Annotated in this window: 13 protein-coding genes; 8 read left to right on the top strand and 5 right to left on the bottom strand. The window is 39.5% G+C overall.

Features of this window, described 5'->3' with window-relative positions; genetic code table 11:
• Positions 1-177: 177 nt before the first annotated feature.
• From C9E88_RS09760 to C9E88_RS09740, 5 genes are all read left to right on the top strand, one after another.
• On the top strand, positions 178-843 hold the full coding sequence (locus C9E88_RS09760) for a Rossmann-fold NAD(P)-binding domain-containing protein (protein WP_106984814.1): 666 nt from the start codon (positions 178-180) through the stop codon (positions 841-843).
• An 11-nt stretch (positions 844-854) separates the two neighbouring features.
• Positions 855-1,367: a ribonuclease E activity regulator RraA gene (gene rraA, locus C9E88_RS09755; protein ID WP_106984813.1), complete on the top strand. Its 513-nt coding sequence runs from the start codon at positions 855-857 to the stop codon at positions 1,365-1,367.
• A 205-nt stretch (positions 1,368-1,572) separates the two neighbouring features.
• Positions 1,573-2,349, top strand: a complete 777-nt coding sequence (locus C9E88_RS09750) for a glutathione S-transferase N-terminal domain-containing protein (protein ID WP_106984812.1) — start codon at positions 1,573-1,575, stop codon at positions 2,347-2,349.
• A 211-nt stretch (positions 2,350-2,560) separates the two neighbouring features.
• Complete coding sequence (locus C9E88_RS09745) at positions 2,561-3,250, top strand: response regulator transcription factor (protein ID WP_106984811.1); 690 nt, start codon at positions 2,561-2,563, stop codon at positions 3,248-3,250.
• Position 3,251: 1 nt separating this feature from the next.
• Complete coding sequence (locus C9E88_RS09740; protein WP_106984810.1) at positions 3,252-5,156, top strand: sensor histidine kinase; 1,905 nt, start codon at positions 3,252-3,254, stop codon at positions 5,154-5,156.
• Between the two features lie 141 nt (positions 5,157-5,297).
• Here C9E88_RS09740 and C9E88_RS09735 read toward each other — a convergent pair whose 3' ends face one another.
• From C9E88_RS09735 to C9E88_RS09715, 5 genes are all read right to left on the bottom strand, one after another.
• Complete coding sequence (locus C9E88_RS09735; RefSeq protein ID WP_106984809.1) at positions 5,298-6,467, bottom strand: ribosomal protein uL16 3-hydroxylase; 1,170 nt, start codon at positions 6,465-6,467, stop codon at positions 5,298-5,300.
• Positions 6,468-6,489: 22 nt separating this feature from the next.
• Positions 6,490-7,731: a PDDEXK-like family protein gene (locus tag C9E88_RS09730; RefSeq protein WP_106984808.1), complete on the bottom strand. Its 1,242-nt coding sequence runs from the start codon at positions 7,729-7,731 to the stop codon at positions 6,490-6,492.
• A 225-nt stretch (positions 7,732-7,956) separates the two neighbouring features.
• Positions 7,957-8,748, bottom strand: a complete 792-nt coding sequence (locus C9E88_RS09725; RefSeq protein WP_106984807.1) for a PP2C family protein-serine/threonine phosphatase — start codon at positions 8,746-8,748, stop codon at positions 7,957-7,959.
• A gap of 146 nt (positions 8,749-8,894) precedes the next feature.
• Positions 8,895-9,488, bottom strand: coding sequence for a Maf family protein (locus C9E88_RS09720; protein ID WP_106984806.1), 594 nt, complete (start codon positions 9,486-9,488; stop codon positions 8,895-8,897).
• Entirely contained in the window at positions 9,488-9,871 is a 384-nt protein-coding gene (locus tag C9E88_RS09715) for a DUF2237 family protein (RefSeq protein WP_106984805.1), read from the bottom strand. Before C9E88_RS09715 ends, C9E88_RS09720 begins: the two co-directional genes overlap by 1 nt.
• 139 nt (positions 9,872-10,010) lie before the next feature.
• On the opposite strand from C9E88_RS09715, the gene C9E88_RS09710 reads away from it, so the two are divergent.
• The 3 genes from C9E88_RS09710 to fba all read left to right on the top strand — a co-directional run bounded on the left by C9E88_RS09710 (position 10,011) and on the right by fba (position 12,785).
• On the top strand, positions 10,011-11,198 hold the full coding sequence (locus C9E88_RS09710; RefSeq protein WP_106984804.1) for a phosphoglycerate kinase: 1,188 nt from the start codon (positions 10,011-10,013) through the stop codon (positions 11,196-11,198).
• 151 nt (positions 11,199-11,349) lie between these two features.
• Positions 11,350-11,625, top strand: coding sequence for a hypothetical protein (locus C9E88_RS09705; RefSeq protein WP_106984803.1), 276 nt, complete (start codon positions 11,350-11,352; stop codon positions 11,623-11,625).
• 122 nt (positions 11,626-11,747) lie between these two features.
• Positions 11,748-12,785 carry a class II fructose-bisphosphate aldolase gene (fba, locus tag C9E88_RS09700; protein WP_106984802.1) on the top strand — a complete coding sequence of 346 codons (1,038 nt, stop codon included), beginning with the start codon at positions 11,748-11,750 and terminating at the stop codon, positions 12,783-12,785.
• Positions 12,786-12,885 lie beyond the last annotated feature (100 nt).

The raw sequence follows: 12,885 nt of genomic DNA, 5'->3' as shown, positions 1-12,885 counted from the left end.
AAATTACATCTGAAAACCAACATCAGAAGAACTATCACCAGCCCGTAAACAAGTGCCATATTGTGATTAAACTAAGTGCTTAAGTCAAGTCTTGACATGCTTTGACAACATTTTAGATGAAGAAAATGTCCTAAGAAAAGCGTAGATTAGTCATGTTTAGAGGATATTGTATAAAAAATGAGTAAATCTATAGAAAATGCAATCGTGATCGGGGCAACAGGTTTGGTGGGTCGACGACTAATTCAGTCGCTGAGTTTGTTGGACGACTGTAGCAATATTACAGCTGTTGTTCGAAAAAGAGATACGCAACTGAATCAAACGGCTAAAGTGCAACAATTAGTGCTAGATGATTTTTTAAAACTCAATAAACAAGATGTGATGGCATATACACATGCATTTAGTTGTTTGGGCACCACAATGAAACAGGCAGGAAGCAAAGAAAAATTTTATCAGACGGATTTTAGTATCAATGCACATTTTGCGGAATTACTAGAATATTCGCCAACACATTTTATTTTGCTCAGCGCTTTAGGTGCAAATAGCCAATCGCCATTTTTTTATAATCGGGTCAAAGGCGAGCTAGAGTATTATGTAAAAAGTTTAGATTTGTGTTGTACCTCCATTATACAGCCCTCATTGCTTTTGGGAGAGCGAGAAAGTTCACGTACCTTAGAAGATGCTGCACAAAAACTGTATAGACGCTTTTCGCATTTCGTACCCGATTCTTTTAAATATAAGCCAGTGACAGCCGATCAAGTGGCTCATACTATGGTCGAGGTAGCACATACGCAGACCGAAAAATTTCAGATTTATGATAATTTACGCATACAAAAAACCAAATGAGGGGAAATATTGTGTCTACAGTGCCATTTGTGACGTGTGACTTACTCGATGACAATCCAGAAAAAAATATTCAAGTGATGTGCCCATCATTAGACGGAAAGTTTTTTAAGAGCTATGGCGGGCGTAAAAGCTTTAGTGGCCAAGTGGTTACAGTGAAATGTTTTGAAGACAATTCGCGTGTAAAAGAACTATTGGCGACGAATGGGCAAGGTAAGGTGCTGGTTGTTGATGGTGGTGCTTCCATGCGTTGTGCACTGATGGGTGACATGATTGCAGAATCAGCAGTAGAAAATCACTGGAATGGCGTGATTATTTATGGTTGTGTCCGTGATGTAGATGCAATTGCAACTTTAGATCTTGGTGTACATGCTTTGGCTGCGATTCCACAAAAAAGTAACCGTAAAGGCTTAGGTGAAACGGATGTTGCACTCAGCTTTGGCGGTGTTGTTATACAGTCAGGCCAATTTATTTATGCAGACAATAACGGAATTGTGATTGCAGAAGAAGCTTTGGTTCAACTTTAAGTTGTAGAAGTGGATGTGGTCTGTCAGGTCTACGATGTATATGCCTGATTATAAATTGAATGTAAGCGCTCAATAAAATTTTAGATAGCACAGTACTGAAGTGGTGCTGTGCTATCAGTCATTAAGTCATTTTCTGCTGAGCGTCACCTTTTAAAGTGACCTGCCATAAAAATACCAATACATAAAACGAAAAAGGATGAGATCTATGCTCCATCAAATTAAAGTGATTCAAGCAATTGCCTCTGCTGTATTAGAAGGTGGGCGGGGTACCAATGGAACAGCTCATCCTAAACAACCAGAAAAGGCCCTGAAACTTTATGAATTTGAAGGTTCACCGTTTTGTCGCCGTGTGCGTGAGGTAATGACGACACTCAATTTAGATTATGAAGTATATCCTTGCCCCAAAGGTGGTGAGCGTTATAGAACTGAAATGAAAGCATTGGGTGGGCGTCGCCAATTTCCATTTTTAGTTGATGACAATACGGGGACGCAACTATATGAATCGCAGGCGATTATTCATCATTTATTTAAACATTATGGCAAAACAGGCCAAACACCAAAACAATATTCACATTACCCTAAAGTACCTGTTCTAGCCTTAGCGGGAACTGTGGTAAATGGTGCGCGTGGAGTTTGGGTTAATAAAAAGATATTAAAACGTGAAGCCCCTGAAAAGTTACTAGAATTGTGGGGCTTTGAAGCGAGTCCATTTACACGTATTGTGCGTGCAGAGCTGACTGAGTTGGAGTTGGCCTTTAAGTTTCATAACGTATCCAAAGAACGTTGGCAAGATCAAGGCATGGCAATTTTACGTTTAAAGCCAGGTCAATATGTACCACTCGAAGGTGGAAAACGTGAGCAAGTGCTGAAAGTGATGGGAGATAATATTCAAGTCCCATACTTGGTAGACCCAAATACTGGCGTAAAATTATTTGAGTCGGCGAAAATAGTGAAGTATTTGCGTACACAATATGGTGTGTAAATCAAATACAGGCGTAGAATAAAAAAACATTGTTAATTTAGAGCAGTATGTAGCGTATATTTCAACTTTTATGTGTCATCGCTTTAAAGCCGAGGATAAAAAGAACATTTCGCAATATTGCTCCTTAAAAAGTAATTAAATTACTTATTTCTAGGGATATTCTTAGAGCAATAAATTGATTACTTTAAGAAAATTTTGGGGTGGTAGATAAATGGCTGTTTCTGATGTGATATTACCAGTTCCTGTATTAGTGGTCGAAGATGAAGAGATTATTCAATTTAGGCTACGCCAAATTTTGACGGAATTGGGTTATAAACCCGCTGACTTACTCTTTGCGAAAAATGTGAAGGAGTCTTTTCAGATTATTGAGGAACAACCTATTTCACTGGCTTTGGTCGATTTAGGCTTACCTGATGGGAATGGTCGACAAATTATTGAAAAGCTTCGTGCTATAGAAAGCAGTGCGATGATTTTGGTGATTTCTGCATGGAGCACTCAAGAAAGTTTGTTTGGTGCAATTAAGGCAGGAGCGACAGGTTATGTGCTCAAAGAGCGTGATGACGCTGAAGTGCTGTTGTCGATTCGGAGTATTTTGCGTGGTGGTGCGCCAATTGATCCGTTTATTGCCCGTGAAATTTTAAAGCAAATTGCAGTTGATGAACAAGGACAGTCTGAGCCTGAGCAGGTTGGTGTAGTTGATGCGGAGCAGGTATTACTCACTGTACGTGAAACTGAAATTCTCAACTTGGTTGCACAGGGATTGAGTAATCGAGAAATTGCAGAGCAATTGTGTGTCTCACGGTATACCGTTGAAAGTCATATTAAGCATATTTATCGTAAACTTTCCGTAACAAAACGAACGAAAGCTGTCAGCGCTGCTCGCTCTTTAGGAATTTTATGAGATGAGTAAGCTAAAATTTACATGCTTACTGTTATGGTTTCTCTGTAGTTTTAGTTTCGCCAATGAAAATTTTGTAATTAATCAACACTGCCAAGTTATTTTAAAAGACATTCAAAAAGTACAAACACCTTCTATAGATGTAATTCCTACTCAAGGTTGGGAAAAGGTAACGAAGTTACCAAATCGGTGGTCAAATAAAGGAAGGTGGAAAGATTATGTTGGTGGTGTATGGTATCGGGTACAGTGGCATTGGGAATGCCAAAATCATGCGAAATTAAAAGAACCTATCGCATTTTCGCTTGATTATATTAATGTTGCAGGCGCCTTATATCTGAATGGAGATATGTTGTGGCGTGACCAAAACTTGGTCGAACCGTTGTCTAAAAGTTGGAATATTCCACGGTCTTGGATCTTACCTATTTCAGGCTTACGCGCTCATGAAAATGAAATCATGATTTATGTCACGGGCTATGCGGACATGAGTGCAGGGATAGGTAATATCGACTTTAATAATGTTGTCGAAAATAGTGCGATGATTCGACAAAAAACATGGGATTATCGAACGCTTTTTCAAATCAACGCAATCTTATCGAGTACTTTGGGCATTATCTGCTTAATTATTTGGTTATTTCGTCCTAAAGAAACCAGTTTTGGCTGGTTTGCTTTAAGTTCGTTGTTTTGGGTGCTTTTCGTTACTAATATTCTTATTTCTGAAACGGCGCCATTTCCGAATACTGTGGTCATGATTAAATTTAACATGATCTGTTTAGCTCTATATTTACTTACTTTTAGTACTTATTTGGTGCGTTTTATTGAGCAAAAACATCCCAAAATTGAAAGAGTAATCTTCTGTATTACTATAATCTGTCTTCTCGCAATGGTTTTGACGGGTTTAAGTACACTCAATTTAGTTGTTGTGCTGGTATTGCTTTTTTACATGCTACTGTTTCTATGTACTTATTTTTATTTATGTATTGTTGCTTTTCGCACGAAACGAGGTGATTTTATATTTTTAGCATGTTGCATGACAGTTGTATTGCTATTGGGTATATTTGATTTGGTGGTATTTGTGGTGGGTGTGCCTTATGAAGTGACATCACTTACGCCATATACTTCACCTCTTGTTATGATTTTTATTGTAGTGATGTTAGGGGTTAGGCTGAACCGAAATATTAAAAAAGTCGAAGATTTTAATAATTATTTAGCAACTAAAGTAGAAGAAGTCAGTGCAAACTTGAGTAAAAGTTTAAATGAACAACATCAGCTCGAATTGAGTAATGCGCGTTTACACGAGCGTATGGATTTATCTCATGATTTGCACGATGGTTTAGGTGCATCACTGGTACGTTCTATGATTATTGTCGACCAGTGTGAACATCAAATACCGAATCAACAGTTTTTATCAATGTTAAAACTTTTGAGAGATGACTTACGTCAAATTATTGATACTGGATCAGCTGAAGGGAGTCGAGTGCCTGATTCACCAGTTTTATGGCTTGCACCTGTACGTTATCGTTTTAATTTACTGTTAGATGAGTTAAATATTCGTGTTGCATGGCATGTTGCGCCATCTTGGGTATTTCAGCCTACCGCATTACAATGTTTAACACTCATTCGAATTTTAGAAGAAAGTTTGGTGAATGTCGTTAAGCATAGCCAAGCAACGTCAATTGTGGTGAGCTTAAACTTTACAGCAACGCAACAACTTGAATTAACGGTGCAAGATGATGGCGTTGGTTTTGATGTAGAGTGTGTGAATCAAAACGGTATGAGTATTGGGGTACGTAGTATGAAAACTCGCGCTGAACGCATGGGTGCAACTTTTTCAATTCAATCTGCATCTGGTTGTACTCGTATACAAGTACTAATTGACGCCCCCATTGATGAGAATGATTCATCTGTATAAATGATGATATTGATGTCTAAGTTGAACGATTGAAGTGATTTGAGCTTAAAAATGAATCCAATGAAGAGAATGGCCCTTCATTGGATGATTCCTTTAGCTTAGAACAAAATATGTAATCGGCTAAATCGTCAATGCTGTTATTTATTCGGCATCGTCCGTTGGAGCAAGCATAACAATCGATTCATTCAGTAAATGTGCGATATCTTCCAAAATGTCATTATCTGCAAGATTTTCATCTAATAAAATGAGTTCACCATCGGCAAGGCGTTTTAAGTAGCTTGCAGAAGCATCTGAAGTACATATAGCTTCGCCATTGGCCCAAAATAGCAATTGGCCATCTTGTTCGGTATAAAGTAGGCGTGAAGCAGGTTCCATCAGCAATTGATAACCTTGCTCAAGTACGGCCTCTAAGTCACCTGTACCAATTTCTTCAGCTTCAGGAATGTTGTCTAAATATTTTGGTTCAGACATCAAGCTCATGATGGCATCTTCTAAAATATTTGAGTTTTGCAAATGCTCAAAAAGTTTAGTTTTTAGATATTCCAGTTCATTTTCAGTCACTTGACCAATCGCACTTTGTTGATCACGAATAATATCAAGCAATGGATTTTTTAAAGCACTATTTTCTGAAAATTTATCGCTCACACGATCCATCATGTCGGTTACATTCGGCATGCGGAAGCCAAATGAGTAGGTGAGGCAGTCATCTTCAGCAACGCCGTAATGTGCCAAACCTGGTGGTACATACAATAGATCGCCAGGTGCTAAAACTTCATCAAAATGAATGTCCATTTCTGGTAATAGGCGTAGAGGCTGGCCTGCAACAAACTCTGTATCTGCATTACACATTTGACCTAACTGCCAACGGCGATGCCCATAGCCTTGAACTAAAAATACATCATAAAAGTCAAAATGCTTGCCCACTGAGCCACCTTGCGGTGCGTATGACACCATAATGTCATCACGGCGCCATTGTGGAATGAAGGGGAATTTTTTCCATAAAGCTGCCAAATCAAAAGAATAATGATCTACAGCTTGGATGAGTACAGACCAAAGCTTGGGCATTTTTTGGAAGTCAGCTTTGATTAAAGGTGAAGATTTTACAGACCATTGATTTGGGTCTTTGTCTTTTTGCTTAATTAGACGTGCATTGACGTTTTCATCAAGTGCCAATTCCATAATATCGCTTGGCTCTAAAATATCAGCAATTTCAGGAAGCGCATTACGTACAAGGAGCGGTTTTTTTTGCCAATATTCGGCAAGGAATTGCTCAGCGCTAATACCGCCGAGCACGTCTAAAGGTTGGGACATGATGCAAATTGCCTAGAAAATTTCAGGTATTCTCGCTTGTGTGCATGGCATGTGCAAGTTCAAAATGATAGCTTTTAAAGCCTTGCTCCTCGCTGAGGTGGAAATCAATTAAATGCTCGATGAGTTTTTCGACATAATGATGAATACTATGATGATCTGCATCAGAGGTATAAGTTTTCAACAGTAAGCGGTTATTTTCAGTGATCACTGAATGTTGATATTGATGATCAAATTGTTTAATCAGTACATTCAATTGGTCGGTTTTATTTAAGTCATATGTTCTTTCCGCTAAGCTAATCTCATAACGATCTGGATAAGCATAGATATCAATAAACACCTTAAAATCTTTAACATCTAAGTCAAAAAATAAGCAACTGAGCAATTCAGCATAATCATTGCGTGCATGAAAATTAATCGATACTTTATGTTTTTTATAGTCAATATTAAATAGATTTCTTAATGTTGAAACTTGCTTGTTGAGTTGGGTTTTGATCTGAACACCATGTTTGTAAATTTGCATAAATGCATTTTGATATTCAGGTGTTTGCTGGATAATTTTGTCGATTGATTCGTATTCTGACATATCTTTGAGGCCTAAAAATTGTGAAGTAATAAATGAACTAAAGGTTTGTAGAAATAAAGAAACATTATTATTCTTGGCTTCTACAGCACATGCAGTTAGCCAAAGGCTGAGTGTAGGATAAGCAAGTAAGGTACATTTATTGTGCTGTTGCCATGTTTCAAAAGTTGCTGCTGAAACACTCACAGTACTAGGTTCACGTCCATTTTGAGTCAAATAAATAATATGCCAGTGATCTTGATGTGCTAAATTTAATTCTTGGGCATAATCTTTAAGTTGATTCGGCTGATCAGTGGCATAAGGTTTATTTTCAATACAAATACCGAAGCTTTGTGCGCTGTCTATATATGGAATTTCTAAATAAATATCCATGCGACGTTGCGTTTGGTTGCGAAAGGTTAAGACTTCGATAGCTACTTTGGCACGTTGAATGTCTAATAATAAATAGTGCGATGCGTTGGTCAGTTGCTGTAAAAATAAAGACAGAAAAATATGACCTTGAGCATGATCTCCTTTTGGATTAAGCAAGTCAGCAATCATGCGACTCAACATTAATTCATCGGTATAAATATAATTAAAAATAGAAAAATTGGGTGCGAGTTGTTGCGCATATTTGCTTTTGGCAAGCGCTAAGGCTCTGAGCTCATCTGAAACTGAGCGGAGTAAATGTTCGATATTTTGCATGGGAGTATTCCAATTTTAATATTTTACAGCACGCATGTACTATAAGTTTTATGCACACCATTTCTAATAAGTAAAAGTACTAATTGTTTGTTTTATCGAAGTATATCTGAAAATTTCAAACCCATGTTAGCTTAATGGTGGCCCAATATGCTTGGGTATACACGATGAAATAGCGCTTTAAAATAATCAGATTTATTGTGCTATTTGGCTACCAGCACATGCTTTCTATTGTGGATGTACCTTGCTCGACGTCAAACGAACAATCACAATACTGGCATTATCATAAGGCTTATGTTGTTCGAGTTTTTCTTTGAGTTGTAGTAACCAATTTGCCAAAGATAGATCGGGCTGAAGCAAAGGCCAGTCAGAGCATGCCAATGATTGATAGATGCCATCTGTACAAATGACCAAGGCCTCATTTTCAGTTAAAAACTGCTCTTGTAGTGGTGATATGCATACTTCATGGCTGTCATCAGCACAAAAGTATTGGGTGAGCATGTCATAACAACTAGCATAGGACACTCTATTTTGAATGTCGGTTGGTGCAAGAAGTTCTTCAATAAAACTATGGTCACGTGTAAGTTGACGCCATTGGGGCGTTGCTTGTGCGAGTGAATAAAGATAGGCACGACTATTGCCCAAATGCTGTATCTCAATAAATTGTGATTGACTGTGTGTGAGCGTAATCAGTGTTGTACTGGTGCCGTGGTGCTCAGGCAGTTGCGAGAAATATTGGCAAAATTGTTGCTGTAAAAGGGCAAAGTTGAAAGGGACTTGCATTGACTGATTTTGATCGACCAATTGTAGAATTTTTTTAGAGGCGAGCTGTGCCTGAGGGCTTTGGCTGACACCATCAGCAAGTGCAGTACACCATGCTTCATGTATGGGATATATACGACGTTTACTCAGGATACGGTCATGTTGTAGCACTTTATGCGCAATCAACATGGCATCTTGTTGTTGTGGTGATTTGAACTTGAGTGAAAAACCTTGTAATTCAAAGTTCAGGTCGTTCATAAATTACTCCGCATCAAAATATGGCAGAGTGGTTACGCCTTTGCGCTTTGCTTCGCGGCCTAATTTATAAAAATAATTTAAAAAAACAGCGCACTTAAATACTAAGGCGCTGCCTATTAATTTGTTTTAGACGTCGTACTTAGAAATTAAGGTACTAAAATCTTCAGTTCACGCAAAATCTGACAAAGTTTAATCATTGGCATGCCCATTAACGTGGTTTGATCATGGCCAATCATTTCTTCAAACAAACTAATCCCCAAGCTTTCACACTTAAAGCTACCCGCACAGTGTAAAGGTTGTTCAACGTCTACATAGCGTTCAATTTCAGGCAAGCTCAGTTTGCGGAACTTCACTTTATAATGTTCGATCAAGGTCTGTTCAAAGCCAGAACTCGCATGTTGTACGCTGAGCGCCGTACTAAAGTAAACAATTTTGTCCGAGTTGGCTTGTAATTGTTTAATGGCTTTTTCTGTGCACAGTGGCTTGCCAATAAAAATATCGGGAGCGCCTTCACGCCAAGCGACTTGGTCCGAACCAATCACGATCGCATCTGGATATTGGCTACTAATACATTTGGCTTTTTCAAAAGCCAGTCGTTTTGCCAAATCATCCGCATGGTTTTCACCGCGCGGCGATTCATCTATATCAGGTACGATTGAACGGTAATCAATCCGTAAACGATCCATTAAATCTTTACGGGTTTGGCTAGAGGAGGCCAAAATGATTTCGGGAGTACTCATTACACTGCATATTCCATAAGTACATCAAGCGGTACATAAGACAGCACAGCTTGATGACATGCTTGTATTTTGACAGGTGGGGCAATGCCAGCTTGGTATGCTTCCACCCAACGCGTCACACAGATGCACCAAAAGTCGCCGGGTTGTAAACCTGGAAAACCAACTTCTGGTAATGGGGTGATAAGGTCATTTCCCGCTTTTTGCGAAAAATTAAGAAATTCAGAGGTCATTTGTGCGCACATGGTGTGCTGGCCTAAATCCGAAACGGCTGTATGACAGAAACCATTACGAAAAAAACCGGTAATGGGATCAAAACAACAGCTGGCCAAAGGCTCACCTAAAGCGTTAAGACGATTAAGATGCGGGTCTGGATGAATAGACATAGGCTTTGAATCTTGCTCTGATTTTTCCCTATGATAGCAAAACTTTAAGTTTGGATGCCTTTTCTGCAAAAGAAGCTAACCTTTTTTCGTATAATCATTTAAAATCTTCGCGTTTTGATATCAATAAAGAGAGCAATGCATGAACTTTCAGCGTATGACTGATCTTGATTTAGCGGGTAAGCGTGTTCTAATTCGTGAAGACTTAAACGTACCTGTTAAAAATGGCGTGATTACAAGTGATGCCCGTTTACGTGCGGCATTACCAACAATTAAAGCAGCCCTTGCGCAAGGTGCAGCTGTAATGGTGTATTCACACCTTGGTCGTCCTGTTGAAGGTGAACCTAAAGCGGAACAATCGCTTGCTCCTGTAGCGGCATACTTAACAGAAGCTTTAGGCCAAGAAGTTAAGTTAATCACTGAATACTTAGATGGCGTTGAAGTTGTACCAGGTCAAGTGGTATTACTTGAAAACTGCCGTTTTAACGTTGGTGAAAAGAAAAACAACCCAGAATTATCTGCAAAATATGCAGCACTTTGTGATGTCTATGTAATGGATGCATTTGGTACGGCTCACCGTGCAGAAGCATCAACTGAAGGCGTTGCACGTTGTGCAAAAGTTGCAGCTGCAGGTCCTTTATTGGCAGCTGAATTAGATGCTTTGGGTCGTGCGCTACAAACTCCTGAAAAGCCAATGGTTGCGATTGTTGCGGGTTCTAAAGTATCAACTAAGCTTGATGTATTAACATCACTTTCAGATATTTGCGATCAATTGATCGTTGGCGGTGGTATTGCTAATACATTCTTAGCTGCTGCTGGCTTTAACGTGGGCAAATCACTTTGCGAAAATGATTTGATCGACACTGCAAAAGCAATTGCTGCCAAAGTATCTGTACCACTTCCTACAGACGTAGTTGTGGCAGATGCGTCAGAAATTAATTTTGATGACTTCTTAGGTTCATTGGCTGCAGCGAAAGCAGTTGTGAAAAAAGTTGAAGATGTAACTGACAACGACATGATTTTGGACGTTGGCCCAGAAACAGCGAAAGCATTTGCTGAAATTTTAAAAACTTCAAAAACAATTCTGTGGAATGGCCCAGTAGGCGTATTTGAAGTTGATCAGTTTGGCGAAGGTACTAAAACATTATCTTTAGCGATCGCTGAATCTGCTGGTTTCTCAATTGCTGGTGGTGGCGATACTTTAGCTGCGATCGACAAATATGAAGTTGCAGACAAAATTGGTTATATCTCTACAGGTGGTGGTGCATTCCTTGAGTTTGTAGAAGGTAAAACACTTCCTGCAGTTGCTGCGCTTATTGAGCGTGCATAAGCATTTCGTCTTTGATTAAGACTGAAATACAAAAAAGGGCTGACAATTGTTAGCCCTTTTTTTATGGCCGTTCATTTTTCAGTCATAAAAATGCAATATTTCTGCAATAAAATTTTCTACGAAGTTAATCATCAACCCGTAGGACAATGTGATGAACCTAAAACTGGCACTTGCAGCAGTATTAATTGCGCCTTTAGCATTAACAGCGTGTGCAAAAAAAGATGCAGCTCCACATGATGCGACTGAAGCATCTGCTGCAGTTACAAATGACAAAGTGACGCCAGAGCAACAAGCGGCAATTGACTCTTTAGATAAACCAGTCTTGGACGAAAAAAATACGGATGTACCTGCAGAAATTGCGAATGCACCTGCAGATGAGGCGACAGCAGACACTGAGCAAACAGAAGCTTCAGCAGCAGCTCACTAAAATTGCTGACATTATTTTAAAAGTCCCTGCATAAGCAGGGATTTTTTATATAAAAGTTGGTTTTTTTGCTGAATTGAAATGATTGTGCATGTAGAATATGTCGCATTACCTGGGAGGACATTATGGCTCTTATTTCATTGCGCCAGCTCTTGGATCACGCCGGCGAACACAACTACGGCGTACCAGCGTTTAACGTAAACAACTTAGAACAAATGCGCGCTATCATGTTGGCCGCAGACGAAACGAATTCACCTGTAATCGTACAAGCTTCTGCTGGTGCGCGTAAATATGCAGGCGCTCCATTCTTACGTCACCTTATTTTGGCAGCAATTGAAGAATGGCCGCATATTCCTGTTGTAATGCATCAGGACCATGGTACAGACCCTGACGTATGTCAGCGTTCTATCCAATTAGGCTTCTCATCAGTAATGATGGACGGTTCTTTGGGTGCAGACGGCAAAACACCAACAACTTACGAATACAACGTAGACGTAACTCGTCGTACAGTTGCAATGGCGCATGCGTGCGGCGTATCAGTTGAAGGTGAAATTGGCTGTTTAGGTAGCCTAGAAACTGGTATGGCTGGTGAAGAAGATGGCGTAGGCGCAGAAGGCGTTCTTGACCATTCACAGCTTTTAACTTCTGTTGAAGAAGCAACTCAATTCGTTGCGGATACGAATGTAGATGCGCTTGCTATTGCAGTAGGTACGTCACACGGTGCTTACAAGTTCACGCGTCCACCTACAGGCGACATCCTAGCGATTGACCGTATTAAAGAAATTCATGCGGCATTGCCAAACACGCATCTTGTAATGCATGGTTCAAGCTCTGTTCCTCAAGAATGGCTTGCAATCATTAACCAATATGGCGGCGACATCAAAGAAACTTATGGTGTTCCTGTTGAGCAATTGGTTGAAGCAATCAAACACGGTGTTCGTAAAATCAACATCGATACAGATTTGCGTTTAGCGTCTACTGGTGCAATGCGCCGTATGATGGCTGAAAAACCAAGCGAATTTGACCCGCGTAAATTCTTTGCTCAAACTGTTGATGCAATGAAACAAATCTGTGTAGACCGTTACACAGCATTTGGTACAGCTGGCAACGCTGACAAGATCCGCCCGATTTCTTTAGAGAAAATGGTTGATCGTTATAAATAATTTGTCATAGATTATTTATCAGCAAAAGCCCACAATATGTGGGCTTTTCTTGTATTGATAAGAAAAAATATAAAATATCGCTTGATAGAGGATACACCAT

Source organism: Acinetobacter cumulans (genome assembly GCF_003024525.3).
Lineage (GTDB): Bacteria > Pseudomonadota > Gammaproteobacteria > Pseudomonadales > Moraxellaceae > Acinetobacter > Acinetobacter cumulans.
Note: the sequence above shows the minus strand (reverse complement) of the source record. Positions and strands in the feature narration are given on the sequence as shown.

Coding starts and splice junctions, on each gene's coding strand:
- C9E88_RS09760 (WP_106984814.1), top strand. CDS start 178: ATGAGTAAATCTATAGAAAATGCAATCGTGATCGGGGCAACAGGTTTG.
- C9E88_RS09750 (WP_106984812.1), top strand. CDS start 1,573: ATGCTCCATCAAATTAAAGTGATTCAAGCAATTGCCTCTGCTGTATTA.
- C9E88_RS09745 (WP_106984811.1), top strand. CDS start 2,561: ATGGCTGTTTCTGATGTGATATTACCAGTTCCTGTATTAGTGGTCGAA.
- C9E88_RS09740 (WP_106984810.1), top strand. CDS start 3,252: ATGAGTAAGCTAAAATTTACATGCTTACTGTTATGGTTTCTCTGTAGT.
- C9E88_RS09735 (WP_106984809.1), bottom strand. CDS start 6,467: ATGTCCCAACCTTTAGACGTGCTCGGCGGTATTAGCGCTGAGCAATTC.
- C9E88_RS09730 (WP_106984808.1), bottom strand. CDS start 7,731: ATGCAAAATATCGAACATTTACTCCGCTCAGTTTCAGATGAGCTCAGA.
- C9E88_RS09725 (WP_106984807.1), bottom strand. CDS start 8,748: ATGAACGACCTGAACTTTGAATTACAAGGTTTTTCACTCAAGTTCAAA.
- C9E88_RS09720 (WP_106984806.1), bottom strand. CDS start 9,488: ATGAGTACTCCCGAAATCATTTTGGCCTCCTCTAGCCAAACCCGTAAA.
- C9E88_RS09715 (WP_106984805.1), bottom strand. CDS start 9,871: ATGTCTATTCATCCAGACCCGCATCTTAATCGTCTTAACGCTTTAGGT.
- C9E88_RS09710 (WP_106984804.1), top strand. CDS start 10,011: ATGAACTTTCAGCGTATGACTGATCTTGATTTAGCGGGTAAGCGTGTT.
- C9E88_RS09705 (WP_106984803.1), top strand. CDS start 11,350: ATGAACCTAAAACTGGCACTTGCAGCAGTATTAATTGCGCCTTTAGCA.
- fba (WP_106984802.1), top strand. CDS start 11,748: ATGGCTCTTATTTCATTGCGCCAGCTCTTGGATCACGCCGGCGAACAC.